The organism is Ignavibacteria bacterium (genome assembly GCA_025612375.1).
GTDB lineage: Bacteria > Bacteroidota > Ignavibacteria > Ignavibacteriales > SURF-24 > JAAXKN01.
The window spans coordinates 129,782-155,659 of sequence record JAAXKN010000005.1 but is presented as its reverse complement, the minus strand read 5'-3'; the positions used below and the strand labels follow the sequence as shown (position 1 = coordinate 155,659).

Genomic DNA, 25,878 nt, shown 5'->3' with positions numbered 1-25,878 from the left:
AATTTAGGCAAAATTAACAGTTTATAATATAGATAGCAAAAAAAACTTACTCTCAGGTGCAGCTTTGCACCTGAAAAACCGCTCCGGAATGAGAGGGCAAAAATCCGGTATCAAAAATAGTGCATAATAATTTGCACTTGTTTATATATAGCCAATTGTGAAGCGGATCATCTTCTATTTTAATGGAATTGTAAGTTCCTTCTCTGGCATTACATTTGCCTTTATAAGCCTGAATAAAAAAAGAATTAAAATGTCTCAGCCGGTTGAAAAATCATTAATAAGAATGCTGGACTACTGCACACAGAAGCAGAAGGTGCTCAGCAGGAACATTGCCAATATTGGAACAGAGAACTATCAGAGAGAGGATATAAAGTTTTCTGATGTTCTTTCGGATAACATGTCATCTGTACTAAAGACGACAAACCCGAAGCATTTCCCGGTCAAGGACGGGCTGGATCCGGAAAACAAATTCGAGATTGAAACAGACAAGAGCAAGGATCTGAGTTCCGGAATGAATAATGTTGACATTGACACTGAAATGGCCGAGATGGCTGAGAATACACTTAAATATAAGTTCGCATCGAAAAAAATGGGTGATTATTTCAAACTGATTCAGGAAGTAATTAAAAACGGGAGCGGTCATTGAAAATCAGCGATAACTTTTTCGGCATAAAGATAAGTGCCATGGGCCTCAGCCTGCAGAGAAAGAGAATGAACCTGATCTCGGAGAACATTGCAAACACCAATACAACAAAGACACAGGACGGCACGCCTTATCAGAGAAAGTTCCTGGTGGTAAAGCAGGATAAGACTCCTCTTGAGGGCGCAGACTACAACCCTAACGGCCTGCAGGGCGGCGTGCTTAGAATGGACACAACAAATCCCGACCATATAGCAGCAGCGCCGCAGCAGGAGTTCCCTCCTGAGGATTCCAGGACGGGACTTAAGGGCGACGTTGTAAAGGATCAGAAACAGGGGGATATGGTCTATATGCCCGAGCACCCCGATGCAGACACTGACGGTTATGTGCACATGCCTAATGTAAATATAGTAACTGAAATGGTTGACATGATAGCAGCTACAAGAAGCTATGAATCGAATCTCACGGCTTTGAATTCTTCAAAACAGATGGCCAAGGACACCCTGGAGATATAAATGAAAATTTCTACTAACAACATCGGCAATTACGGCCCGGGCTATACACAGCAGGTGAAGGCAAAGCCCAGGATTAACAATGAGGCTGCCATAGGCTCTCTGCAGAAAAATGAAAAGATCAATAATGAGGAAAAGAACTTTTTCATTAATCTCTATCCCGAAAATAAAAAAGAAATAACGGATTATCATTTTTACCAGAAGTCAGGCAAGATGTCGGGTGTTGCACTTGGATCTTTGTTCGATAAGAGAGGATAAAAATGAAAATAGGCGCAATTCAAAACATATTCAGGGAAATACCCAGGATTGAAGAGACCGGCAAGAAAGACAATGCCGGATTCTCTGAAATGCTCACCTCCTTTATCGGTGACGTCAACCAGGATCAGATTTTGGCATCGAATAAGACAAAGGACTTTGCCGACGGCAAGAACGTGGAGCTGCACGAGGTTATGGTTGCCGGTGAAAAGGCAAAGACCAGCCTTGAGCTCCTGATGGAAATCAGGAACAAAGCTGTGGATATGTATAAAGAATTAACCAGGATACAAGTATAGTGGATAAGAAAAATTCGGTTCAGGCTTTACTCGGAATATTCAATAAGCTCTCACTTCAGCAGCGCCTGATCATTGGGGGTGTTGTACTTGCTACAGTTATTCTTCTGGGTTTTATATTATTTGCTTTTAACGAGCCCAACTATTCAGCGCTTTTTACAAACCTTGCGCCTGAGGATGCCTCCAAGGTTGTTGAACACCTGACCAGTCAGAAAATACCCTATAAGATTGAAGACAACGGGCAGACGATCAGGGTTCCCAAGGAAAAGGTTTACGAAACCAGGCTTGCCCTTGCAGGCAAAGGAATTCCGAGCTCAGGTATTGTTGGTTATGAGATCTTCGACAAGAACACGATGGGGATGTCTGAGTTCATGCAGAAGCTGAACTTCAAGCGCGCACTTGAAGGAGAGCTTGCCCGAACAATCATGCAGGTTGAAGGTGTTGAAGGAGTAAGGGTCCACATTGTATTCCCGCAGAAATCTGTCTTTAAGGAAGAAGAAAAAGAACCTACAGCTTCCGTGGTGCTTAAGCTTAGAAACAGTCAGAACATTACAAAAAACAATATTGTCGCCATATCAAACCTGATATCAGGAAGCGTTGAAGGCCTGAGGCCGGGCAAGGTTACGATTCTTGACACTCATGGACGGCTCCTTTCAAAGGAGTTGGACGAAAGTCCCCTTGCAGCCTCCAGCAGCAAGCAGTATGAGATAAAACAGTCGGTGGAAAATTATCTTGCACAGAAGGCGCAGAGCCTTTTGGACAACGTCCTTGGCTATGGCAATGCAATTGTGCAGGTTAATGCGGACCTGGATTTTAATCAGGTTGAAAAGACCATGGAGACCTACGATCCTGAGTCTCAGGTAGCCGTAAGTGAGCAGACAGTCAAGTCCTCCAGCGGCGGCAAGGCTTCCGGTGATTCGACCCAGCAGTCAAATGAGAATGCAACTACCAACTATGAAATCAGCAGGACCGTCCAGAAGGTGGTTGAAGGAACCGGAACCATAAAGCGTCTGAGCCTGGCTGCCGTAATCAACGGCACCCCTAAAGAAGTGAAAAAAGGGGAAAATACCGAAATTGTCTATGAGCCCAGAAGCGACGACCAGATGAAAAAGCTGGAGAATATAATAAAAAATTCCATAGGAATTGATTCTACAAGAAAGGATCAGTTCTCAATTGTAAGCATACCGTTTGAGACCAAAATGGGAGATGATACAAAGGGCGGATCTTCCATATTTGACAACATGGATAAATGGACAAACCTGCTTCTGATTTTTGTTGCCGTAGGGGCATCGATGTTCATATTGAAAGGGCTGTTAAATAAGATTAAAAACGAGAGGATTATCATAGGCACTGTTGGCGAGTCTGCAGATGTTCAGCTTCTGGAAATGCCTTCTGTGGAAGCTCCTCAGACAGGTAATCAGCCGGCTCTGCTAAAGAAGAAGAAAGCTCCCGCTGCAATAGGCGATATTGAAGATGAAATCACCGAGGATGCAGCTCAAAAGCTGGTACAGCAGGAAAAGATAGCCAACTATGTGGCTAAAAATCCTGCAGATGCTGCAAAATTAATTAATTCCTGGTTACACGAAGATGAGTACTAAAGAAAAAGCATTAAAAGAACCCACAAAAAAGGCTGACATTTCCGGTGCACAGAAGGCTGCGCTTCTGATGATTGCTCTTAATGTTGAGACGGCTGCCGCGGTATTCAAGCACCTTGATCCGGCGGAAGTCGAACAGATAAGTGCTGAAATTTCCAAAGTGAAAAATATTGCTTCCAATACTGTAGACAGCGTGATGTCGGAATATTATGCAATGATAACCGCACGCGAATACGTCCTTGAGGGAGGCATAGATTACGCACAGACTATTCTGGAAAAATCTTTCGGCCTTGCAAAGGCTGTTGAGATTATTGAAAAGGTGAGAAACCTCACCACGCTTCGCGGATTTGACGTCTTAAAGAAGGCCGACTCGGCGCAGCTGGTGAACTTCCTTAACAAGGAGCACCCGCAGACAATTGCACTCATTCTTTCTCATCTTAATCCGGAGCAGACTGCAAATGCAATAAAAGAGCTGCCGGAGAACATGAGGGCCGACGTGGCCTACAGAATTGCAACTCTTGGAAAAATATCTCCGCAGACCTTAAAGCAGATTGAGAAAGTTGTGGATGAACTTGCAGGCTTTACTATGAACCAGTCGTTAAGCCGTACCGGCGGACCCAAGAGTCTTGCCAAGATCTTAAACCGTACAAGCGTCAGCATAAGCAAGGATATACTTGCGGTCATACAGGAAAAAGACGAGGAAGTGGCTCATGAAATTAAAAGGCTCATGTTCCTCTTCGACGATATAATAAACATACAGGACAAAGATATTCAGAGAATACTGCGCGAGGTGGACCGCCGCGATCTGGCCATAAGCCTTAAGGTTGCCGACGACAGGCTGAAGCAGAAAATATTTTCCAATATGTCGGAACGCGCCGCGGACCTGCTGAAAGAAGAGCTGCAGTATATGGGCCCAATCAAATTAAAAGAAGTTGAATCTGCACAGGCAAAAATAGTGGATGTTGTTAAAGCCCTCGAGGAAAATGAAGAGATTTCTCTCAACCTGAGGGGAGGCGCCGACGAAGTTTATGTCTGATGTGGTTAAACTAAATTTGAGAACGGGTGCCGTCAAGATCAAATTCAACAGTGAATTCGATGCGGTGCCAGAGGATACGGCTGAAAATGAGGCTGCGCCTGCAAAAGAGGAAGACTATATTCAGCTTCAGCTGCAGAACTATTACGACAAGGGATTTCAGGAAGCACAGAAGCTTACGGCAACTGAGCTTGAAAAAGAATATACACAAAGGCTTATAGAAAAAACCGAGGAGTTTAACAGAATCCTTGCTGCCATTGAATCAAACCTTTCTGAGTACGAACAGTCATTCGACAGTATTGTGACTGAGGTGGCGGTTATCATAGCCGAAAAAATTGTAAGGCACGAGATCAGCAAAGAGTCTGTAATCAGCTCAACGCTAAGGGAGTCTGTAAAGAAAATACTCGGAGCCAATGAGGTAATAATAAAAATTAATCCCCGGGATTTCGCCTCCCTGCATTCAGACCAGGAAGGGGTTCTGCTGGAAGAGTCATTCTCCAAGATCAAGTTCGAGCAGGATGATAAAATTGAAGCCGGGGGCTGCATCGTGGAAACAGATATCGGCAGCGTGGATTCAAGGATTGCAACACAGATCTCCGAAATAAAGAAGCACCTGGATAATCACTTCAATAACCAGGTGACATAGACAGATGCAGCTTGCTGAGAATTATATTGAAAAATACAGGCGCGTAATAGACCGCATAGATTCAATTAAAGTCAACGGCAGGGTTACCGATGTAATAGGGCTTATTATAGTCTCCATCGGACCGAACGTTGCCTTGGGAGAGATATGCACCATAGTTGATAAAAAAGGGCGCGAGGTCTGTAAGGCAGAAGTTGTAGGTTTCAAGGAAGGCAAGGTGCTTTCAATTGCATTGGGCGAAGTTGAAAAGATTTCCCCCGCGTGCGAAATTATTGCCTCGGGAAGAAGTTTTTCAATCGGTGTGGGGGAGAATCTCTTAGGAAGGGTAATTGACGGCCTCGGAAATCCGATTGACGGCAAAGGCGACATCATAGTGCCGTCATACATGAATATCTACCGTGAGCCGCCTAATCCTTTGACAAGAAAAAGAATTTCAAGGCCCTTGCAGACGGGCGTAAGGTCGATTGACGGGCTTCTGACCGTAGGCAAAGGGCAGCGCATAGGTATTTTTGCCGGAAGCGGCGTGGGCAAAAGTGTTACTCTGGGCATGATTGCAAGAAATACCAACGCCGACGTGAACGTGATCACACTTGTTGGTGAGCGCGGCCGCGAGGTAAGGGAATTTCTTGAAAAAGAGCTGGGTGAAGAAGGCCTCAAAAGGTCCGTCGTTGTTGTTGCAACGAGCGACAAGCCTGCTCTTATAAGAATGAAAGGAGCCTATATTGGAACGACGATTGCCGAGTACTTCAGGGACCAGGGGAAAGATGTCGTCCTCATGATGGATTCTGTAACCAGGTTTGCACAGGCGCAAAGAGAGATTGGACTTACAATCGGAGAGCCTCCTGCAACAAAAGGTTATACACCTTCTGTCTTTGCGGTTCTTCCAAAGCTCCTTGAAAGAACAGGGACCGGTGAGACCGGCTCAATTACGGGTATTTACACCGTACTCGTCGATGGTGACGACATGACTGAACCGATTGCTGATGCCGTAAGGTCAATTTTGGACGGGCACATAGTTCTTTCAAGAAAGCTGGCAAACAAGGGGCAGTTCCCGGCAGTCGACCCACTGCAGAGCGTCAGCCGTGTTATGCCGGATATTGTTACGGCAGACCACAGAAAACGTGCTATAGGCTTTAATGATATACTTGCTACTTATAAGGAAGCTGAAGACCTGATAAACATCGGAGCATACGTTAAAGGGAGTAACCCTCAGATTGACCATGCTCTGACAAAGATTGCCATGCTGAGGGCTTTCCTGAAGCAGGACATGTTTGAAAAGGCGCTTTATCAGGATACAATTCAGAGACTTCACAATATTATTGAACAACCTCTGGTCTAAAGAATGGCAAAATTCCGCTACAAGTTTGAATCCATAAAAAAAATAAAAGAGACTTTTGAAAAAAAAATTCAGAAGGAAATTTCATTAATAGATCTTGAGATCGAAAAGCAGAACGGCCTTCTTGAGTCCCTTGCCGAGGAGAAGAACAAGTCACGCAATTCTCTTTCGGGCAGGAGTTTTATTAAAATCTCCGAGCTTCAGTTTCAGGGTGAAGTGCAGAATCTCCTTGGGCTCAGGGAGAAAAAAATATTAAGTGAAATTGCGAATCTGAGAAAAATAAAAGAGACGAGGATGCTCGAGCTGGAGCAGAAAACAAAAGAGCACAAAATATTTGAAACCCTCGAGGAGAAGCACTATGAGGATTTTCTGCTCGTGCAGAATCAGATTGAACAGAAAGAGATAGACGAAATAGCATCCAAGAAATTTGCCAGGGAGGCATGACATTGCAGACCAAAATAACATATCTTGTTATATTTTTGATTGCGTTTATTATGACTACAGCCGGAATAGTATTTCTGAATCAGAAATATGAAAATATATTTAAGCTCGACTTTTCGCCGCGTAAAGTAACAGCGGCAATGACCAAAGCCGACTCTTTGAAGGCCAAAATCGATACCACAAAACTTAAAGAAGAGTGGATAAATAAAGTCAATAAAGAAGCAGCTGACAGCATGGCCGCAGGAAAAGGGAATCAGAATACCGCCTCCATTATTGCCGAACGCAACAGGCAGTTAGACAGCCTGAATAAAATTAAGAGCCAGATAGCTCAGTATGAAGCTAAGCTGAAAAGCAAGGAATCGGAACTTCAGAGTACTTCAGCATTCGTGAAAGTAAAGCAGGACAGCGCATACGTTAAATGGAAAAAAGAGATGGTGAAGACTTATGAACTCATGGATTCCAAGATGGCGGCTAAAATAATTCAAAAATTAAACGATAATTTAGCTAAAGACATTCTGTTCTCGATAAAAAAGAAAAAACGGGCAGAAATACTTTCAGAATTCAGCCCTGAAACGGCAGTCAGATTAACAAGGATTCAGTAAATGGTTTTTAATCCTCTTTTTTTGCAAGTAGTAAATAACCAGGAAACTCAGTTATTAAACAAAGCCCAGAAACTATCGGGACCTTCATATTTATTTTCTGATATTATTAAGGTTCAGCTGGACAAAAATGAAACAGGCTCGCTGAATGCGGGAAAGGAGACTGCTGCTGACAATAATCTACTAAGCAGTATAGTCTCAGCCCTTTCAAGCCAGTCTGAGGCGCTTCCATTAGCCCAGATGCAGAACGCTACCGGGATAAATGTGAACTCAGCCTTAGGAATGAAAAGCTTTAACCCAAACGTTCTTCTTCAGCAGATGGACAAAGATGCATCGGAAGAAAAAGACACGGCAGGCAGTAGTGAGGATATAAATTCTCTTCTTGTTGGAAATACAGAGCTTTTTAATTTTATAAATGAACTGCTGACAAACCACCAGTTCGATGGAAAGATAAGCATAGTTGCTTCAGGAGATGAGGGCGCGGAAAATAAAGACGCCCTTAAAAATCCTGCAAGTACTCTCCAGCTGGAAAACCTGAATGCCGGAGAAGTTTTAAGCTTGCTTAAAGACGGCAAGACAATAGCCGTTGAAAATTCTGCCTTCCAGAGCAATAACGGGCTGCTTATTACGCTGGTTGAGCTTTCAGGCGATGCAGCAAAAACACAATCAGGTACAGGCGTGGTAAATTCCTCCGGAGAGGAAGGCGCTATGCCTGAGGCCATGAATACTGCTTCAGCCCAGACTCTTGCAGGCATTATGGCTTCTCAGACTGCGGGCACAGGAGATACAGATCTTCAGGCATCCGGACCATTATATAAACTGAAATTTTCTCTGGTAGACAATCAGGAAGCCTCCGGGCTTGCAGCCGGGACAGAAAATCCGATCATAAAGCTGCCGTTTACAAATGACATGAATGCCGCGGCAAATCCTGAGACTCTGATGGATGAGAGCCTGAAAGCCCTGTCCAAAGATCCTGCGGCTGCAGCAATGACGCCGGAAGGAGAAGGTCCCGCCTTAAAGTCCGGGAATGAAAATGCAAAGGTTGAACCCGGCGCCCTAAAAGGTACCGTATCAACGCAGACGGCACCCGTTGTACAAGAAGGCAGCAAAGGCACTCCATTAGTAGAGAATGAGGCTGATTCCAATACTATAGACGCTGATGGACTTTTGCCTGATGTTAAGGTGAAAAATGAGGACACGCTGAAAGGTGAGGATGACACTGTAACAGGGGATTCTGCAGAAAAGAATATTGTAAAAGATAGTGCGGCAAAAGATGCCATTACAGAAGATAATATTACGAAAGATCCCGGGCTAAAAGCAGGCAAGTTCATTAATATCGAAAGAGTGAAAACAGATTCCGGAATTCAGGCAAAAGAAACTAAGGCTCCCGCAGAGCAGCAGAAAATAGAACTGCCGGATCAGGAAATATCGAAGAAGGATTTACCCGCTTCAGGCACAATAAATTCTGATGAGATGAAAACTCAGAAGACTATTGCGGGCACAGATAAGAAAATGGAAGAAACCGGCTCCTCAAAGCTTCAGGATGCAGCAGCCCTGAATCAGAAAGAAAAAGATGTTAAGGCGTCTTCTCCTCAGGAGAAGCAGGATTCCTCATCACCCTCAGAAGTCAAAACGGAAACTAAGGACAGTGCAAAGAATGAAATGAACAGCTCTTCAAAAGAGCAGAACCATCAGAGTCCGGAAAGTTCACCTTCAGGCGACCACCCGGAAACAAAGGGGAAAACTCAGGAAGATCACGCGTTCAACATAGGAACCCAGACAAAAACCGGCGAAAGCTCTTTTACCGTAAAGCACACAACTGACAGCAGTCCTTTTGGTGAAGCCGCCAAAACTGTAAAAGCAGCTGAAGTGATGAAAGAGATATCAAAATTTATTCAGCAGGGGGACAGGAGCAGCATAGTGCTGAAAATTGACCCCGAGAGCCTGGGGACCGTTAAAATAGCGCTTGACCTGGCCGACAAGGTTGTTCATGCGAATATTGAGGTTGAGAACGAAGCGGCACGCAAGCTGATGGAGAATAATCTGAACCAGCTCTATAATTCACTTAACCAGAACGGACTGCAGCTAAACTCAATCAATATTTCCCTTGCAAACCAGGAGCAGAAGCAGGGAAAAATGCCGAACCATAAGCGCAGGGCTTTTATGGATGACGGGGGTAAGGATTCAGATGAAGTTGGCGAACTTCGCCAGAAACAAATGGGCTACAATACTTACGATTACTTAATTTAGGAGTAAAAATGGCGGGAGAAATCAACGGCGTTACAACGGGATCATCCGGTACCGTAAAGAATACAGGTACGGGTAAAAACGTCCTGGGAAAAGACGACTTCATGAAACTCATGATATCCCAGCTGAAATATCAGGATCCTTTAAACCCGATGGACGGCACCCAGTTCTCGGCGCAGCTGGCACAGTTTTCGTCGCTGGAACAGCTTACCAATATGAACGACTCACTGAATCAGAGCATACAGGCAAACTACCTTCTGACGCAGTCGGTTAATAATACAATGTCTGCCTCTTTGATAGGAAAGGATATCAAGCTCAGCGGCTCGGGTATTATCTTCAACGGGCAGGAAAATGTACAGCTGGGCTACAATCTGGCTGCAAAGGCCAAGTCGGCCCAGGTAAATATTTACGACAGTACGGGAAAGCTGGTAAAATCTTTTGAAAATGAAAATACTTCTCAGGGAGACCATAAACTTTTGTGGGACTTTACCGATAATAATGGTAATAAATTACCCAATGGTAAATACACTTTTGAAGTGAAAGCCAAAGGGCAGGATGGTCAGGATATGACCGCTGAGATTTTTAAGTACGGGGTGATTGATTCTGTAAGGTTCACCGAAGAGGGAACTAAGATAATGATAGATAAGGCCGAGTACAACATTTCAGACGTACTCGAAGTTTTTGGCAACAACAGTTAGGAGACATAAATAAGATGGCCGAAATTAACGGTGTAAAAGTTCCTTTTATACCGATAGTTCAGACTGATGAAATTCAGAAGAACAGGATCAGAACCGGCCCGTCCGGATTCGATTCGATCTTCAAAGAGGAACTTGAGAAAATTAAATTCTCCAGCCATGCGGCAAAAAGGCTGGAAGCAAGAAACATTCAGTTATCGGAAACGGAGCTCAGCAAGCTTCAGGATGCGGTTGAAAAAGCAGAGATGAAAGGGGCCAAGGATTCACTGGTGATGATGGACAATACGGCTTTTATAGTAAACGTGCCAAATAAGACCGTAGTAACTGCAATGCAGCTGGGTGATAACGATAACATATTTACAAACATAGACAGCGTAGTTTTTACGCAGTAAAAAGTAACGCAGTAAAAAAGTAACAAAAAATTTAACAATAAAGAGCGGGACCTTTTGAGGGCGCTCTGAAGATTCAACCGACCGACTGACGTTGAATCCCAAAAAATACTAAATACCTTAGGAGGTTAAAATGTCACTTCTTAATTCCCTGTTTTCGGGCGTGTCCGGCTTGCGTAATCATCAGTCAATGATGGATGTCATCGGCAACAACATTTCCAACGTAAACACCATAGGCTACAAAGGCTCACGCGTGACGTTCAGCGATACCTTCAGCCAGTTCGTAAAGGCAGGTACAAACCCCACTGCCACATCAGGCGGTACGAACACTTTCCAGATCGGCCTGGGCGCAAAACTGAATTCCATCGATAAAAACTGGAACCAGGGCACTTTCGAAAGGACAGGAATTGTTACAGATCTGGCTCTGCAGGGCTCAGGATTATTTATATTAAAAAGCAACGGCGCAAATTATTATTCACGTGCCGGAGCATTTACTTTCGATGCAAACGGAAACCTCGTAAACCCGCAGAACGGCGCAATCGTGCAGGGTAAACTCGCCAACGGCGGCCAGATCCCTTCAGGTACCACAATTACTGATATTAAAATAGACACGAGCCAGAGAATTCCGGCTGTAAAGACCACCGAGACAAAGTGGAGCGGAAACCTGAGCAGCTCTTCACCAACACTGAAGACCGATATCGACCAGGAAATAGGAAACCTTAACTCCACAGGCGCTGGTGCAGCACCAGGGGAACCGGGTGTATATGTCGATCCTGCTACAGGAAATCCGATACCAGACAATTATAAAGTGATCTATGATGACTCCGGAAACGCTTATCACCTGAGAACATGGTATACTTATAATGCCGGTACATGGACTATGAATTATCACGTTGTTGATACCAGCGGAGCTAATATTAATCCGCCCATAAACAGCCATGCCGATCTTACATTTAATTCAAGCGGCAAAGTAACAGGTTTCGTTGATGCCGCAGGCGCATCCCAGACCAGTACTTCAGTATCTTTAAACTCCGGCGGGCTTTCATTTGACCTGGATTTCTCTTCGGTTACAAATAATTCCACCAGCACTTCTGTCGATTCAAAGCTCGACCGCGGTGAGGATACAGAGCCTGTAAGCAGTGCCGTAACAATTTTCGATTCACTTGGCAATACCCATACGCTGACAATTACATATACACACCTCGACACCAATAAATGGAAATGGGATGTGTCGCTGCCCGATACATCAGGTCCATTTACAGGCGTAGGCACAAGTGCAACTTCAGGAATAATTACATTTAACGGAAGTGACGGTACCATAAGTTCGGTAACACAGGGAACAAGTGCAGTTACAGATTACCCGAAAATTTCTTTTTCACCTTTAAGCGGTGCTGAAGTTCAGGAGATCACACTCGATTTCGGTGCAGGCACAAGCGGCATTACGCAGACCAACCTGCCCTCACAGGTTTCTTCACTGAGTCAGAACGGCGCTGCTTCTGCCACGCTTACAAATATGAATATCGACCAGTACGGCAAGGTTGTCGGTATTTTTTCAAACGGTGTTTCAAGAACACTGGCTCAGGTAATGGTTGCAACATTCCCTAACCTGAACGGCCTTACAAGCATTGGCGACAACATGTATACACTGGCCTCGAACTCAGGCGACCCGAGAATATCGGAACCCGGTGAAAACTCGGCCACAACAATACAGTCGGGCGCCCTTGAACAGTCGAACGTAGACCTCTCTGAAGAATTTACAAGAATGATTGTGTCCCAAAGAGGCTTCCAGGCTAATGCCAGGGTAATTACAACTTCAGACAACCTGCTCCAGGAAATAACCAACCTGGTAAGGTAATAGTTCTTGGTAAGATAATAGTCTGATGAGATAGTTTTATAATGCCGGAGTGTGAAAGTATAATTTCACACTCCGGCATTTTTGTTTTATGAAAACCCGGGAGATAAGCGTGGGAGTGCTACAAGGCTTCAGATAAGCTTTTCAGCTTCTCGCCGTCGATCCTGAAGACGGTCCATTCATCCATCGGGCGCGCCCCAAGGCTCTTGTAGAAATTTATTGCAGGCGCATTCCAGTCGAGGACCGACCATTCAAAGCGCCCGCATTTCTTCTCAATTGCTTTTTTTGCCAGGTGGATTAAAAGCGCTTTCCCGATCCCTTTGCCCCTTAGCGCGGGTTTCACGAACAGATCCTCGAGGTAAAGGCCCGGGCGGCCGACAAAGGTTGAAAAATTAAAGAAGTAAATTGCAAAGCCTGCGGGCTCATTATTGTAATACGCAAGCACGACCTCGGCCGATGGGCTGTTGCCGAATAAAACCTCTTTTAGAAGCTCTTCCGTAGCCACAACATCATCCGACATCCTTTCATATTCTGCAAGCTGTTTAATAAATGAGAGTATAAGAGGCGTGTCGCTCTTGCATGCTTTTTTAATTACTATAGCAGTGCTCTTCTCCAAAATTTATTCTCCTATTTTTTTTGTGTGCTTTCTGCAGAATATTGCAATCGGACGCGAGGAAGTGTCCTTTGTAAAAAACAGATAGTCCATTCCTCCGTCTTTAAGCTTAAGAATCTTTCTTATCTTCTCGGGCGCATCAGGGAAATCGCGCCTTGAAACGTTTGCCGAGCTGATGTCTTCAGACTTAAGGTAATGTGTTATCTCCCTCAGCTTATAGGGGAGCACCTTTTTGACTTCAAAAATGCGCCCAGGAAAATCCGGCCTCAGCTCAGAGGAAGTAAGAAAGTCGATGCTGTTATTTACAAACTTTAGTGATAACTCTTCTGCAAGCTTTGCAGTAAGGCGCGACTTGATGATTGCGCTATCCGGCTCATAAAACCAGTTAAGCACTTCACCGGCAACGTTCTTCTTACTCTCTTCCAGATCAGAGCCCGTAAATGTCCTCTCGGTGCCGGAAGCCGAAGAAATCATTTGGGACTTAATTACAATGTCACGGGTTTTATTTATTCCGCTTTCAAAGCCCAGGAGGACTTCCCTGCATTCATTGTCAACTGAAACCACGGTGAATTCCTTAAGGTTTGTAAACTGTCTTTTTATCTCCTCAATTTCAATTGCAGGTGAAGCTTTAATTAAAATCTTTTCTGACTTTTTAAGCATAAGGGGCATTGCTTCAACGACATCGGGCGAGCAGTTCTTAAGCCCGATAAACCTGCGGTTTTCATCCCTTCTTGCGGGATCGGCATAAATCAAGCTGAAATATTTATCGGGAAAAGTTTTAAGTATTTCAAGGCTATTGCCTTCATGTACGGAAATGTTTTTTATTCCGAGGAGATTTAAGTTATGACGGAATATCTCTGAAAGCACGGGGTTTTGTTCGCAGTAAACTACTTCCCTGAAACTTCCGGAGAAGAATGTGTCGTCAATTCCAAGTCCTCCTGTAAGGTCAATTAGTTTATCGCCCCTGTACAGCTTTGCCTTAAGCCTTGCAGTATACTCCGATGAGGCCTGTTCAAGTGCAGTTTTCTCATAGAGGAGCGGATGGGCTGAAAGCTCCGGGAGCTTGCCTGCGGCTTTTTTAATGCACCGTATCTGTTCTGCAATTGCTCTTATGGGTAAAGACCCGGTGCCCCTGAACTTCAGCGCCAGCAGTTCCGGGTCATCATTCAAATGCCTTTGGATGAACTCCAGGGATTCCTCTTTCAGCAGTTCCTCTAGTTCGCTCTTTGTCATTTTTAATGCGAGGTTTTAAGCTCCAGCGACTGCTTCATAATTTCTTCCTGTGCCAGGCTGGTAATTGTGTCGTAATCCATTCCCGCGGGGTAAATAGGTTTTAAGAATTTAAGCTTTATCTTGCCCGGCTTTGGGAACTTGCTTCCTATGGAAAACTTCTCATAAGCCCCTTCAATTACCACGGGGACAACCGGTATATCAAGTTCCTTGCTTATAATTGCAAATGACTTTTTGAAATTCATTACATGCCCGTCGCGGCTTCTGGCGCCCTCGGGAAAAATTACCATATTATTTCCCTTCTTCAGGATGGCGGCAATTTTCTGAAGCGTAAGCTTAAGGTCACGGTTAATATTAAGTACAAGTATATTGCTGTTGCGTGCAAAGAAGCGTGCAGCGGATGACTTAATATTTTTCTCCTTTGCAAAGAAATAGGTCCTGTTCAGGGTCTTATTCTTTAAGAAATTTGCAATCAGAAGGCCGTCAATAAAGCTCTGGTGGTTGGGGGCAATAATTACGGGTGTGGGCGGGATGTTATCCAGTCCTTCTCCTTCAAGCCTTATATAGAACTTAAACATAGGCTTAAAGATCAGCTTTAAGAATTTCAGCATAAAAGTGCTATGCGGGACTTCAAAATCTATGTCTTCCTTCAGCAATTTGCCCCACTGCATCACCTCATTTTCAATCTTTGTCCTTTTTTCCTTAATGTATGCTGCAAGTTTTCTTACCGTTGAATGAGCCGAGAGGTCTTCATTAGACATGGAAATGCCGAATGTTTTCTCGAGGTGCACCTGTAGTTCAACCTTGTCAAGAGAATCGAGCCCGAGGTCAAGCTCCACGTGTTCATCGGGGAAAACCTCTTTTTTAACCACCCCTTTCAGGTACTCTTCAAGGAGCCTGTATTCCTGGTAATCGGGCACTTCAGCTTTTGTAAGCGCCTTCTTTTCCTTCTGCAGAAGCTGTGCCAGAGAGTATCGCTTTATTTTTCCCAGGCGTGTTCTTGGAAGCTCGCTGTGGACGATGGCAAAATTAAATATTTTCTTGTAAGGAGCCGTTGAGAGGTTATATTTATCAATTATGTTCCACTTTATGGTTTCCTGAATATTCACCACATTATCCCGCTGCATGAGTGTAAAGTCAGGGTATATGACGGCAAAGAGCTGTCCTTCTTTCTGAAATACGCCAACTTCCTTTATATAAGGATAGTTCAGGAGCTTGTTTTCAATTTCCTCGGGGTTCAGGTTCTTGCCGTTGGGGAGCACAATAATTTCTTTTTTTCTTCCGGTAATAAATATATAGCCTTCCTTATCCACATACCCCAGGTCGCCGGTGTGGATCCAGCCGTCAATAAGTATTTCATCTGTTTCCGAGGGCTTGTTATAATAGCCCTTCATTACGTTTGGCCCGGTAATTAAAATCTCGTCATCAATTATTTTGAGTGAGATGTCTTCAAATTTTTTCCCAACGGAGCCGATTTTTACTTTCTGAGGAGGGTTGAATGAAATTAAAGGGGCCATTTCAGTCATTCCGTAACCTTCCAGTATCTTAAAGCCCATAGCCTTATAGTCCCTGGCCACTACAGGGTCCAGCTTTGCGCCCCCGGAAATAAAATAATTAATGTGCCCGCCAAAAGTAGTCTGCACTTTCTTAAATAATAATTTTCCAAAAGAGTAGCTGTTCACACCTCTTGAAAGCTTCAGGAGCATACGGGCCGCAAAGTTGGAGTTAATCTTACCCGTAACAGCAGCGTGGAAAAGGTTAAAGAGCCTCGGGACGCCGAGGATAAAAGTTACCTTGTATTTCTGCAGCGTTTTTAATATTTCATCTGATGACAGCTGGTTTAAGAATATTACCGTGCCGCCGTCGTATAAAGGCATCAGCATGGTGCCCTGAAGCGGAAATGCGTGATGAAGAGGAAGCAGCGCAATCAGGCGGTCGTTATAGCCTATAATGTTTAATCCTGTTATGCATTCAACGTTGGAATAAAGGTTCCTGTAAGAAAGCATGACGCCTTTGGGATTTGCGGTTGTGCCGGAGGTATAAATTATAAGGGCCACATCGTTATCATTATCAGCCTCAAGCTTAAGAGGATAGATGCTGCCTTCATAAGAAACTTCATCAAAAGAAATTATTACGGGCTTTTCAGCGCTTACTTCAATTGCTTTTTCAAGAACAGCCCTTGTTCCATCCGAGCAGATGACAATAGAAGGCTTGCAGTCATTAATGATATAGGCCACTTCTTCAGATGTGGACATGAAATCGATCGGGACGTTTATCCCTTTTCTGTTCCAAACTGCATAAAAGGCATAGACCCACCCGGGACGGTTTTCTGAAAAAATGGCGACCCTTTCACCGGGAGAAATATTCAAAACGGAAGAAAACCGGCTGATATTCTGCAGGAGTTCCTCGTAGCTGATTTCTTTGTCGTTATGTATTAAAGCCGTCTTTTGAAAGTCTTTTGTAAACATCACTTTCCTGATTATTATAATAAGTCTGTGTATATTTTAAGATGCAACCACAAAAATAATGCAAGCTGATGACTAATAAAAGATTAATCTATTCCAATATAAGATACCAAAAAATCTTTATTCAGCGGGAAATATGGTAAAAATAATAAAATCGGGATTATGGTTCACTCTTCATAAATTATTCAAAGCAGGATTTATAAAAAATTCAAGGCGGGTTTCAATATATGAGAAGTTTTGCAATTTTAATAGTATTCATCCTCTTATCAGGCCTATTGTCTCAGGTTTCGGCGCAAGTTGAACCGAAGGAAAAGTTCTCTCCTGCCATTGAGGATAATTCTTTCCTGATAGAAGAGGCATATAACCAGGAAGAAAGAGTAGTTCAGCACATTTCAAATCTTCTGTATCTTCAGGAACGCATGAATACCTACTACTACTCTTTTACGCAGGAATGGCCTCTTGGAGGGCCGCTCCATCAGCTGAGTTATACAATCCCATTATCTTTCATAAGACACGGGTCTTCAGGGCTGGGAGATATAATGATAAATTACAGGTACCAGCTCCTGGGGCACGACCTCTGGGCTGCGGCTTCACCCAGGCTGTCTTTAATACTTCCTACAGGCAATTCCGAAAAGGGCCTTGGTACAGGGGGCTACGGCCTTCAGGTGAGCCTGCCTTTCAGCAAGAGGCTTACAGAAAAATTTGCGGCTCACTTTAATCTTGGTGCAACAGCCCTATTCCCGAAATATGCAGACCTGAATCACGTTGAGATAAGAAAGCTCCTGCCGTCTTACTTCTGGGGCGGAAGCCTGATTTGGCTTACGGCGTCCAACTTTAATTTTCTATTTGAATACTTAAATCAGATTAACGGCTCATTTGATGAAAAGGGGAGTGTGGCTTTTGAAAGTGTTAATATAATAAATCCGGGTATCCGTTTTGCCATTAACATAAACCGTCTGCAGATTGTGCCGGGCCTCAGCGTGCCTATAAACATTTATAAAAATGACACTTATGTGGATTCTTTCTTTTATCTCTCATTTGAGCATCCTTTTTGAGTTCAGGGAATAATTATTTCCCGATATAGAAACATCCTTCAGGAGGTCCTTAGCAAGATGCTACAGGCAGATTCCAATGCTACCTATAGATTCGGGTTGGTTTCAACCGGGACCTGTTCAAAAAGCGCGCGGTGCTGCCGGCAGTAGCCCGATTCATCTGCCGCGTGCTGGCAGCGGGTGCCTTTTTTAGTAATAGCCTTGCACTGCCTGTGCCCGCCCTGAGCCTCTGTTCCTTCGGCCCTCACCTCAGGCGAAGCCATAGCTTCAGAGGAAGTTTTCCCTTCTTCCGGAGCCTCTTTGCCGGCATTATCATCTTCTCCGGTTTCTTTTTTCCCGGGCACAAAAGCCGTTGTCCAAACAAGTAAGGCAGATGCGGCAAGCAGGCCTAAGAAGGGGAGTACTACTTTTTTGTTGTCAAGCAGGTTTTCTAAAGACCTGAAAAATCTCTTTTTCATGTTCCCGTTCCTCTTTTGAATTCAATCTATTCAGAAAAGAAACAAAATTCAATCCTTGCATTAAATTCTGGGGAATAAATTCAGGCTCTTTCCACGGGGATCTTAATTCCGATTAATCCTTTAAATAAAATTTGCCCTAAACCATGCCGCTTTGTATCTTGAAGGGCAGATTTGGGACAGTTTAAAGTAACCGCTTATTAAGAGAAGCTTTTGAGTAACTTTAAGATAATTACAAATTTAAGGACAACCGAGTCGGGCGAAGACGATTTATCCTTTGAATGGATGAAAGAGGAACCTTTCGTACCTTCGGCCGGCAGCCCGCTGAGCGATATATCACTCGATCAGCTGGAACGCTTCTCTTTTGCCAAAAAAATTGCCGGTGCCATCCAAAAGCGCAAAAACGATGGCAGCGTTATAATCGGCATCTGCGGCATCCCGGGTGAAGGGAAAACTACTGTCCTGAACTTTTTAGGGCACGAACTTGCAAAGTTTCAGAACCTTGTATCTTTACGTTTTAACCCATTGGCATCAGCGAACAGCAAAATGCTAATTAAAAGCTTTTTTGAGAGGCTTTCAGAGACAATCGGATATTCAGATGAAATTCCTTCTTCCATGAGGAAGAAGATTGCCCGCCTTTTAGAAAGCTACCTGGCTTATCTTGCGCCTGAGGAGTCCGAATTATCAGGCAAAAAGAAGCTTAAACTGTTCAAAAAGCCGCCCTCTGAGATAAAAGAAGATCTGGATGCCTGTTTCAGGAAACTGGGGGCAAAAATAGTTTTCCTCATTGATGACCTGGAGAAGACGGATCTTAATGAGGTCAGGACATTCATACGCCTGCTTAAGCTTTCGGTCAATTTCCCGAACTCGGTTTTTGTCCTTTCCTTTGATGAGCATACGCTTGCCCGACAGTTAGGAGGAGGGGGTAATAAGGAAAGCCTTGAGAAGGGAAGGAAGATCCTGGAGAAAGTTTTACACCTTTCGCTTAAGATTCCTGCTGCCGGGAAGTTCAGGCTTCTTGAGATGTGCTTTGGCGGGATTTCCCAGATTTTAAGTGACCTGAATATTATAATTGATATTCCCAAGCTGAAGGAATTTAAGGAAAAGTTCAGCGGGGCTTTTTCTTGTGTACTAAAAACGCCGCGCCAGTGCAATTCTTACCTGAATACAATTTCCTCTTCTTTACCGGCTTATGCTAAGGAATTGGACAGCCTGAACTTTATGCTTGTTGAAGGTATAAGGGTTTTTTATCCCGTGCTTTATGAGGTGATAAGGAACAATCCCGATACGTTTATTGGCATTGAGCTGAATAAATCGCAAAGAGGCGAAGTTGAAGAAAGCATAAGCACCTTTGCGGTAAACAAGGCTTTGGAGAACATGCCAGAAGAGGAACAAAAAGCGGTTAAAGTGCTGCTGGCCTGCCTTTTCCCGTGCCTTTCAGGCATCCCGGGATTCGGGGAAAATGAATACTCCGCTCAAAACCCCTGGATAGAAGAAAGACCCGTAGCCTCAAAGCAGTATTTCTCACGCTACTTTCTGCTTAATACTTCAGGCACAGATGACCTGCAAAGGGAAATTGACAGGCTTTTACTAAGGAGCGCCACGGGAAACATTAACGACCTGGCGCTTGCAGTAAGAAAACTAGTCAGGCAGGCGGGAATGGATTCGTTTATTACGGGCGTGGAAAACCGCATAGGCGAGGTGTCTGCTGTTACTTCAGGCAATATAATCAGGGCGCTGGCGCTGACCGGGGGGAGCTTCTTAAATCCCGATACATTATTTTCATTTGCCACGGTTTATTCGCATCCTGCCATTTTGATAAGGAAGCTGATGCTTAATATCCCGGGGCTTAGTGACAGGTACAGCATTGCCGCTTTTCTTATGAAAGAATCCGAACCGGTCTCCTTTGCATTTGAATGTTTAAGATGGATGCGTCCCTGGGAAGGGGAAGATGGAATTTTCTCTTCTGAAATTTTAGAAGAGCTAAGCCGGATTTTAACAGAAAGGATAAAGGGCCTTGCCTACAGCTACCCGGTATACCTGACCATGCCGGAGGAGACGCCGCTTCTTCTTTCAGTCTGGTCTTTCCTGGGCTCCAGGGAAGAAACCACGCGTTACCTTGAAAGCACCTTCCGCAAGGAGCCTGAAAACGTTGTGGAATTCTTAAAGTGCTACATGCCGGATGAATGGGTTGAAAGCAGGGATAGTGAGCTTACGGGAAGTTTCCTTCTGAACCTCAACAGCTCGGTCTCCGGTGTAATTGATTCCAGGGTCGTCTATAAGCAGCTGGAGAAAGCCGATGCTGCAGTAGCAGTGCCGGATCAAAAGGCAAACAGCCTCCGCCGCCGCATGCTTCAGGAACTGGCCCCCATTTCAGGCGATCACAGTGCCGGCATCAGAAGTAAACAGCTCAAGGTATTCAACATTAATGAATATGAGAAAGCAAAGAAAATTCCTGAGGCCAGCACCTCCGGTGAAGAGATAAAAAGAGGCAGCCTGGCTCAGGTAGGCAAGGGGCTCTACCGCCCGCTATTCGACCTTTTTGACTGAAAAACCGCAAATTTCCCCGCATAAATTATTCACAAATAATTCTCCTTGCCATTTCCCTAATAATTGTATATTTAATAAACGGATTTTTCATCCATTCTGCTTTATTTATTAAGTAAAACTTTAAAAGGTTAGATTAATGGGAAAACTGCTGATAAAAAACTGCCTGCTTTATGATACTCTGATTGAAAATGAGTATGCAGACATTCTGATTGATGGAAAAACTATTGTAAAGATTGAAAAGAATATACATGCCGAAGATGGCGCGGAGGTAATTGATGCCGAAGGGCGCCTTACCGCCCCGGGTTTTATTGACGTCCATATCCAGGGCGCCGGAGGTGCGGATATACTGGACGGGAGCGTGGAATCTCTGGAAAGAATGTCCAGGACGCTGGCCTCGCTCGGCACAACGGGCTATCTCGGAACAACCGTCGTTAACCCTAAGGAAGGCAATAAGCACATAAAAGTTGCAAAGCAGTACGTAAATAAGGATATGGGTGGCGCAACACTCCTCGGCTTCCACTTCGAAGGCCCTTTTGTCAATATGAAGAAAAAAGGGGGATTAAACCCCGCGGGAATTTATGAGCCTTCGATGGACCGTCTGAAGGAGATACTGGATCTGACAGAAGGCACCTTAAGTATGATGACTATTGCGCCTGAACTTCCGGGTAACCTCGAAATCATTAAAGCGCTCAGAGAAAACAACATAATCCCGGCCTTTGCCCACTCGGATGCCACCTATGAAGAGGCATTAAAAGGCTTTGAGGCGGGTATTAACCACGTTACACATATATTTAATGCAATGCCGCCCTTAACCCACAGGGTGCCGGGCCCGCTTGCGGCAATTTTTGAAAGCGACGCAGTCTCGGCGCAGATCATAAGCGACGGGCACCACCTCCACCCGGCAATTGTAGACGTTGTATACAGAATTTTAGGGCCTGAAAGAAGCATCTGTATTACAGACGGTATGCAGGCTATGGGGCTTCCCGAGGGCAGCTATCTTTATAACGGACGGGAATATGAATCGAAAGCCGGCGCAGCCCGCTATTTAGACGGCACACTCATCGGCTCAACAATGAGCCTTGGCAATATTGCCTTTAAGTTCCAGGAGTTTACAGGATGCACTCTTGAGGTGGCTTTTAACACGATAACTAAAAACCCCGCAAAGCTTCTTGGCCTGGACGACAAGAAAGGATCAATCGAAATTGGAAAAGATGCCGATATAGTTGTTTTTGACACTGACAGGTCCATTTACAGAACCCTTATAAACGGGAACGTGGTTTTCAGCAAGTAGAAGTTATTGCTTATTGGAAATAAAAAAGGGCGGATAATGTTTCCGCCCTTTTTTTTTAGCCAAACTAAAATTATTAAACTTATATTTTAGTTTTAGATGATATCTTCTTTAATACAACTGAAAAGACAATTGCCATTGCGATAAAGCTTATGAGCAGTACCACCGGGAATTTTGCAATTCCGTATGAATTGGAAATTACGCCAACCAGGTAGTTTAACAGCGTGTTACCGATAAGGGCAATTACTATTGCTATGCTGAATGCCGTGCCTGATAAGGCGGAATACATATTGCCGACATATCCGAGCACAACGGGGAATGTTGCCGCAAAGCCTACACCCAGGAAAGCCAGGCCTATAATTGCCATTGTCATGCTTGTAGCTGTAAGTAAAAGAACGCTTCCAACAGTTCCAACTGCCATGCAGATATAAAGAACAATATATGAGGGGAGTTTCTTTAAGAGGAAGCCGAGTACAAGTCTTGTAATTGTAAGTGCAATAACCTGGGCCGAGAGTGCGTAAAGAGCATTTTCAATTGTGAGTCCTACGCCTTCACTTAAGTACTTGGCCGTCCAGTTTCCTACAATGCCTTCAACGCCGCTTTCAAAGAAAAGTACAAATCCCATGAGGAGAAGAGCCGATTCCTTGATGAGCGTAAAGCTCTGCTTAATTGGAAATCCCTGTGCCACTTTGGGTGAAGGGAAACCTACAACGATAAAGTATACCAGGGGAATAACAATTGTAAGACCTATGCCTGCAATTATGCTTTCATAAGAATATGTCTTTGCAAGTGAACCGAGCACAACAGGCATTCCGAGTGCTCCGATACCGAAGAAGACGCCAAGAAGGCTGAGGTTGGCGCCTTTTTCTTCCGAAGAAATGTCAGCCACCAGGGCGTTGGTTCCGCCATTGATTGCGCCGCCGCCAAAGCCTATAAGAAGGAAGGAAAGCTGCAGAACTGTAAATGAGCCTGCAAATGCAATTCCTTCAAAGGCTACTAGTATGCAGATTGAGCAGACAATTAAAAGGATCTTGTAGCCGAAGCGGTCCACAACGGGTCCGAATACAACAGAGCCGGCCAGAATGCCTATGGGGAGAAGAGAGGCCAAAGAGGCTGCCGTAAGCTCGGTTACGCCGTACTTTGAAGTAATGAAAGTAAAGACGGTACCCAGAGAAAGAAACACCATTCCAAAGAGCAGCATGCCGAGGCAGGCAGCCGCAAAAACCAGATTCTTTTTATACATTAAAATCTCCTTGTAACAGAATTATGTTTTAGAACTCAAAACTTAAAACTTAAAATTCAACATTCAGCATTCAAAATTCATAATTTATTATATGCTTCTGAGTGCCAGGTAACCCGCGCCAATAAGTCCTGCGTCGCCGCCAACCTCTGAGGCAGAAAGTGTTACCTGATTGATGCTGATAGGCTGAGCCCATTTGCGTGCTTCCTGCATAATGTCATCCAGGAACTGAACCGCAGGGCCGAAGACGCCGCCGCCGAAAATGATCTTCTCCGGGTTGAACAGGCTTACCAGGTTTGCAACCGTCATGCCCCAGAATTCCACGGCCAGCTTTAACGTCTTAACTGCAATGGGGTCGTCTGCCTTGTAGGCTGCAAAGACGTCGTAGGCTGTTACAGCGTTAATATCTTTACTTCCTAAGACTCCATGGTAGTCCTTATCCTGCATGAGGAATTCCCTTGCCACCTTGGCAATTCCCTCGCCCGAGGCGTGGTATTCAAAGCATCCGCAGGAAACATACTTCTGCTGAAAAGGCCTGTCGAGCGCCAGCCAGCCGATTGCGCCTGCAATGTCATTTGAGCCTCTTAAGACTCTTCCGTCAATCATAATGCCGGCGCCGATGCCTGTTCCAACGGCCAGGAATATTGCGTCTTTTAAGCCCTTGGCCGCACCCGACCATGCTTCTCCAAGAATGTAGCAGGCGCGGTCGCTGTCTATGTCCACTTTTATACTTTTGTCGGGCAGGACGGAGACAATTTCTTCCTTTAAGGGGTAGTCGTCCCATTCGGGGATATTGGGTGCCCAGACTTTCCCGGTTTTAGACCAGCTGATGCCGGGAATGCAGGCTCCAACAGCCTCAATTTTAATTTTTTCTTCTTCTGCCTTGCTGAAGAAATCCAGCAGTAAATTTTGTATAAGCTTTCCAACATCTTTCCCCCGCCTCTTTTCAAGCGGACGGACTTCCTTATGGATTATTTTTCCATCATTGCTGAAAATAGCTCCTGCGAGCTTTGTCCCGCCTAAGTCTAATCCTATTACAGCCATTTTGTTCTTCCTCTGTTCTAAGGTGTTAATTTTCCCGGCTTCCCGGTAAAAATGTTAAAATCTGTTTCCAAATGTAACGGAAACTAAATGAGCGGAACTGAAAAGTCAATAGTCTGCCAGGGGAAATTATAGTAAATAATCCGCTTGAAAGTTAATGATATTTTGCTATCTTTACCGTTCCTTCCAGTCTTCCGCACCTGCACTATTCCCAGCACAAAACGGGGCAAAATTTTAGCTCAGAAAAGAACTGTAAAATGCATATTAATATAATATGTGCGATTTTATTTGTGGAAAGGAGCTATCTGTATGTTTAGTGCAATAAGGAATAAAATAAAGTTTCTTCTTACAGGAGTTGCCCTGGCATTTTTTTTACAGCCTCAATTATTAAAGGCTCAGGATTTGCAGAGCACGCTGCAGCTTTTGTCTGACCAGGCGGCAAAGGCTTATCTTAATCCTGCAAGCAACGGCTTCGGTGCCGACTTGAATTCGGGATGGTTTTCCAGGGCGCCTAAGCCAGTAAAGCTCGGCCTGGATGTCCAGTTTGGAATTGTGGCAATGGGGGCTTTTCTGCCGGAGGACAATAAGACATTTTCCATCAACGGGAATTTCCGTTTTACGCCTGAGCAGGCTGCGCTGATGACGCAGTCCGTTGCAAACCGCTACGGGCAGGATGCGCAGCAGAACCTTATAAATCAGATTACTTCAAGGGATTTTAACGTCCTGATCTCAGGCCCCACAGTCATTGGGAGCAATAACGAATATATGAAGGTAAATTTTTACGGCACAACACTCAGCTATCAGGCGCAGGCAGGGCAGCCCGCGCAGGAAATCTACGTGCCTGCACAGGAAATCCCCATTCAGGAAATCAAAGGGGTCCTGGATAACATACCCCTTCTTCCATTCGGAGCCCCGCAGCTTACACTCGGTACACTGTACGGGACACAGGTGACTTTCCGTTACCTGCCTCCGACTGAGATAAGCGCCGATCTGGGGAAATCGGATTATTTCGGCTTCGGCATTCAGCATAATATTGGCGTCTGGATACCTCTGCCATTGGACGTGACACTGGGGTACTTTACGCAGCGCCTTAAGGTCGGAAGCACACTGAAATCCAGGGCTGATGAATACGGCATTTTTGCCAGCAAGACCTTCGGCCCCGGCATTTTCAGCGTTACACCATACGCAGGACTTACATTGCAGAATTCAACGATGGATGTATCTTACGACTACCTCTATCAGTCGCAGGGCGTTGAGGTGCCGACACATATTGCTTTTCAGTTGGAAGGGGAGAACTCCGGTAAACTTGCCATTGGCCTGGCATTAAGGCTTTCTGTAATAAATCTTAACTTCGACTATAACATTGCAAAGTTCAGTTCCATCTCGGGCGGGCTGACTTTTCTTTTCTAAGCTT

24 protein-coding genes are annotated in these 25,878 nt (G+C 44.6%); 18 read left to right on the top strand and 6 right to left on the bottom strand.

Annotated elements, in window-relative coordinates:
* The first annotated feature begins 250 nt into the window (after nt 1–250).
* The 14 genes from flgB (at nt 251) to HF312_05655 (ending at nt 12,533) form a co-directional block, all read left to right on the top strand.
* Complete coding sequence (gene flgB, locus HF312_05720; protein ID MCU7519696.1) at nt 251–646, top strand: flagellar basal body rod protein FlgB; 396 nt, start codon at nt 251–253, stop codon at nt 644–646.
* Nucleotides 643–1,155, top strand: a complete 513-nt coding sequence (gene flgC / locus HF312_05715) for a flagellar basal body rod protein FlgC (GenBank protein MCU7519695.1) — start codon at nt 643–645, stop codon at nt 1,153–1,155. The genes flgB and flgC overlap by 4 nt, the downstream gene beginning before the upstream one ends.
* Nucleotides 1,156–1,410, top strand: a complete 255-nt coding sequence (locus HF312_05710; protein MCU7519694.1) for a hypothetical protein — start codon at nt 1,156–1,158, stop codon at nt 1,408–1,410.
* Nucleotides 1,411–1,412: 2 nt separating this feature from the next.
* A complete protein-coding gene (gene fliE / locus HF312_05705) occupies nt 1,413–1,703 on the top strand; it encodes a flagellar hook-basal body complex protein FliE (protein ID MCU7519693.1) in 291 nt (96 codons plus the stop codon).
* Entirely contained in the window at nt 1,703–3,298 is a 1,596-nt protein-coding gene (fliF, locus tag HF312_05700) for a flagellar M-ring protein FliF (protein ID MCU7519692.1), read from the top strand. The genes fliE and fliF overlap by 1 nt, the downstream gene beginning before the upstream one ends.
* Nucleotides 3,288–4,331, top strand: a complete 1,044-nt coding sequence (gene fliG, locus HF312_05695; protein MCU7519691.1) for a flagellar motor switch protein FliG — start codon at nt 3,288–3,290, stop codon at nt 4,329–4,331. Before fliF ends, fliG begins: the two co-directional genes overlap by 11 nt.
* On the top strand, nt 4,324–4,974 hold the full coding sequence (locus HF312_05690) for a hypothetical protein (GenBank protein MCU7519690.1): 651 nt from the start codon (nt 4,324–4,326) through the stop codon (nt 4,972–4,974). The genes fliG and HF312_05690 overlap by 8 nt, the downstream gene beginning before the upstream one ends.
* Before the next feature lie 4 nt (nt 4,975–4,978).
* Complete coding sequence (fliI, locus tag HF312_05685; protein ID MCU7519689.1) at nt 4,979–6,310, top strand: flagellar protein export ATPase FliI; 1,332 nt, start codon at nt 4,979–4,981, stop codon at nt 6,308–6,310.
* A 3-nt stretch (nt 6,311–6,313) separates the two neighbouring features.
* Nucleotides 6,314–6,751 carry a hypothetical protein gene (locus HF312_05680; protein MCU7519688.1) on the top strand — a complete coding sequence of 146 codons (438 nt, stop codon included), beginning with the start codon at nt 6,314–6,316 and terminating at the stop codon, nt 6,749–6,751.
* Between the two features lie 2 nt (nt 6,752–6,753).
* Entirely contained in the window at nt 6,754–7,350 is a 597-nt protein-coding gene (locus tag HF312_05675) for a hypothetical protein (GenBank protein MCU7519687.1), read from the top strand.
* Entirely contained in the window at nt 7,351–9,597 is a 2,247-nt protein-coding gene (locus HF312_05670) for a hypothetical protein (GenBank protein MCU7519686.1), read from the top strand.
* 8 nt (nt 9,598–9,605) lie between these two features.
* Nucleotides 9,606–10,292, top strand: coding sequence for a flagellar hook capping protein (locus HF312_05665; protein ID MCU7519685.1), 687 nt, complete (start codon nt 9,606–9,608; stop codon nt 10,290–10,292).
* Between the two features lie 14 nt (nt 10,293–10,306).
* Entirely contained in the window at nt 10,307–10,681 is a 375-nt protein-coding gene (locus tag HF312_05660; GenBank protein ID MCU7519684.1) for a flagellar protein, read from the top strand.
* Between the two features lie 130 nt (nt 10,682–10,811).
* On the top strand, nt 10,812–12,533 hold the full coding sequence (locus tag HF312_05655; protein ID MCU7519683.1) for a flagellar hook-basal body complex protein: 1,722 nt from the start codon (nt 10,812–10,814) through the stop codon (nt 12,531–12,533).
* 118 nt (nt 12,534–12,651) lie between these two features.
* On the opposite strand, the gene HF312_05650 is transcribed toward HF312_05655, so the two are convergent.
* From HF312_05650 to HF312_05640, 3 genes are all read right to left on the bottom strand, one after another.
* Complete coding sequence (locus HF312_05650; GenBank protein MCU7519682.1) at nt 12,652–13,050, bottom strand: GNAT family N-acetyltransferase; 399 nt, start codon at nt 13,048–13,050, stop codon at nt 12,652–12,654.
* Between the two features lie 99 nt (nt 13,051–13,149).
* Nucleotides 13,150–14,376 (bottom strand): class I SAM-dependent methyltransferase, encoded by a 1,227-nt coding sequence (locus tag HF312_05645; GenBank protein MCU7519681.1) that lies wholly within the window; start codon nt 14,374–14,376, stop codon nt 13,150–13,152.
* A 2-nt stretch (nt 14,377–14,378) separates the two neighbouring features.
* On the bottom strand, nt 14,379–16,841 hold the full coding sequence (locus tag HF312_05640; GenBank protein MCU7519680.1) for an AMP-binding protein: 2,463 nt from the start codon (nt 16,839–16,841) through the stop codon (nt 14,379–14,381).
* Nucleotides 16,842–17,065: 224 nt separating this feature from the next.
* Between HF312_05640 and HF312_05635 the strand changes: the two genes are divergently transcribed.
* The gene (locus HF312_05635) at nt 17,066–17,893 is read left to right on the top strand and encodes a transporter (GenBank protein ID MCU7519679.1); all 828 of its coding nucleotides are present in this window, start codon (nt 17,066–17,068) and stop codon (nt 17,891–17,893) included.
* Between the two features lie 83 nt (nt 17,894–17,976).
* Here HF312_05635 and HF312_05630 read toward each other — a convergent pair whose 3' ends face one another.
* Nucleotides 17,977–18,348, bottom strand: a complete 372-nt coding sequence (locus HF312_05630) for a hypothetical protein (protein MCU7519678.1) — start codon at nt 18,346–18,348, stop codon at nt 17,977–17,979.
* 210 nt (nt 18,349–18,558) lie between these two features.
* Between HF312_05630 and HF312_05625 the strand changes: the two genes are divergently transcribed.
* Both HF312_05625 and nagA read left to right on the top strand, forming a co-directional pair.
* A complete protein-coding gene (locus HF312_05625; protein ID MCU7519677.1) occupies nt 18,559–20,895 on the top strand; it encodes a hypothetical protein in 2,337 nt (778 codons plus the stop codon).
* 136 nt (nt 20,896–21,031) lie between these two features.
* Nucleotides 21,032–22,186 carry an N-acetylglucosamine-6-phosphate deacetylase gene (gene nagA, locus HF312_05620; GenBank protein MCU7519676.1) on the top strand — a complete coding sequence of 385 codons (1,155 nt, stop codon included), beginning with the start codon at nt 21,032–21,034 and terminating at the stop codon, nt 22,184–22,186.
* 79 nt (nt 22,187–22,265) lie between these two features.
* Here the strand turns inward: nagA and HF312_05615 are convergent, their stop codons facing one another.
* Nucleotides 22,266–23,426 (bottom strand): MFS transporter, encoded by a 1,161-nt coding sequence (locus HF312_05615; GenBank protein MCU7519675.1) that lies wholly within the window; start codon nt 23,424–23,426, stop codon nt 22,266–22,268.
* A gap of 87 nt (nt 23,427–23,513) precedes the next feature.
* The gene (locus tag HF312_05610; protein ID MCU7519674.1) at nt 23,514–24,467 is read right to left on the bottom strand and encodes an ROK family protein; all 954 of its coding nucleotides are present in this window, start codon (nt 24,465–24,467) and stop codon (nt 23,514–23,516) included.
* 306 nt (nt 24,468–24,773) lie between these two features.
* Between HF312_05610 and HF312_05605 the strand changes: the two genes are divergently transcribed.
* Nucleotides 24,774–25,874, top strand: a complete 1,101-nt coding sequence (locus HF312_05605; GenBank protein ID MCU7519673.1) for a hypothetical protein — start codon at nt 24,774–24,776, stop codon at nt 25,872–25,874.
* The last annotated feature ends 4 nt before the right edge of the window (nt 25,875–25,878 follow it).

Excerpts from the sequence above, each read along its gene's own strand:
- flgB (MCU7519696.1), top strand. The coding sequence starts at position 251 with ATGTCTCAGCCGGTTGAAAAATCATTAATAAGAATGCTGGACTACTGC.
- HF312_05710 (MCU7519694.1), top strand. The coding sequence starts at position 1,156 with ATGAAAATTTCTACTAACAACATCGGCAATTACGGCCCGGGCTATACA.
- fliE (MCU7519693.1), top strand. The coding sequence starts at position 1,413 with ATGAAAATAGGCGCAATTCAAAACATATTCAGGGAAATACCCAGGATT.
- fliG (MCU7519691.1), top strand. The coding sequence starts at position 3,288 with ATGAGTACTAAAGAAAAAGCATTAAAAGAACCCACAAAAAAGGCTGAC.
- HF312_05690 (MCU7519690.1), top strand. The coding sequence starts at position 4,324 with ATGTCTGATGTGGTTAAACTAAATTTGAGAACGGGTGCCGTCAAGATC.
- fliI (MCU7519689.1), top strand. The coding sequence starts at position 4,979 with ATGCAGCTTGCTGAGAATTATATTGAAAAATACAGGCGCGTAATAGAC.
- HF312_05680 (MCU7519688.1), top strand. The coding sequence starts at position 6,314 with ATGGCAAAATTCCGCTACAAGTTTGAATCCATAAAAAAAATAAAAGAG.
- HF312_05670 (MCU7519686.1), top strand. The coding sequence starts at position 7,351 with ATGGTTTTTAATCCTCTTTTTTTGCAAGTAGTAAATAACCAGGAAACT.
- HF312_05665 (MCU7519685.1), top strand. The coding sequence starts at position 9,606 with ATGGCGGGAGAAATCAACGGCGTTACAACGGGATCATCCGGTACCGTA.
- HF312_05660 (MCU7519684.1), top strand. The coding sequence starts at position 10,307 with ATGGCCGAAATTAACGGTGTAAAAGTTCCTTTTATACCGATAGTTCAG.
- HF312_05655 (MCU7519683.1), top strand. The coding sequence starts at position 10,812 with ATGTCACTTCTTAATTCCCTGTTTTCGGGCGTGTCCGGCTTGCGTAAT.
- HF312_05650 (MCU7519682.1), bottom strand. The coding sequence starts at position 13,050 with ATGTCGGATGATGTTGTGGCTACGGAAGAGCTTCTAAAAGAGGTTTTA.
- HF312_05645 (MCU7519681.1), bottom strand. The coding sequence starts at position 14,376 with ATGACAAAGAGCGAACTAGAGGAACTGCTGAAAGAGGAATCCCTGGAG.
- HF312_05640 (MCU7519680.1), bottom strand. The coding sequence starts at position 16,841 with ATGTTTACAAAAGACTTTCAAAAGACGGCTTTAATACATAACGACAAA.
- HF312_05635 (MCU7519679.1), top strand. The coding sequence starts at position 17,066 with ATGAGAAGTTTTGCAATTTTAATAGTATTCATCCTCTTATCAGGCCTA.
- HF312_05630 (MCU7519678.1), bottom strand. The coding sequence starts at position 18,348 with ATGAAAAAGAGATTTTTCAGGTCTTTAGAAAACCTGCTTGACAACAAA.
- nagA (MCU7519676.1), top strand. The coding sequence starts at position 21,032 with ATGGGAAAACTGCTGATAAAAAACTGCCTGCTTTATGATACTCTGATT.
- HF312_05615 (MCU7519675.1), bottom strand. The coding sequence starts at position 23,426 with ATGTATAAAAAGAATCTGGTTTTTGCGGCTGCCTGCCTCGGCATGCTG.
- HF312_05610 (MCU7519674.1), bottom strand. The coding sequence starts at position 24,467 with ATGGCTGTAATAGGATTAGACTTAGGCGGGACAAAGCTCGCAGGAGCT.
- HF312_05605 (MCU7519673.1), top strand. The coding sequence starts at position 24,774 with ATGTTTAGTGCAATAAGGAATAAAATAAAGTTTCTTCTTACAGGAGTT.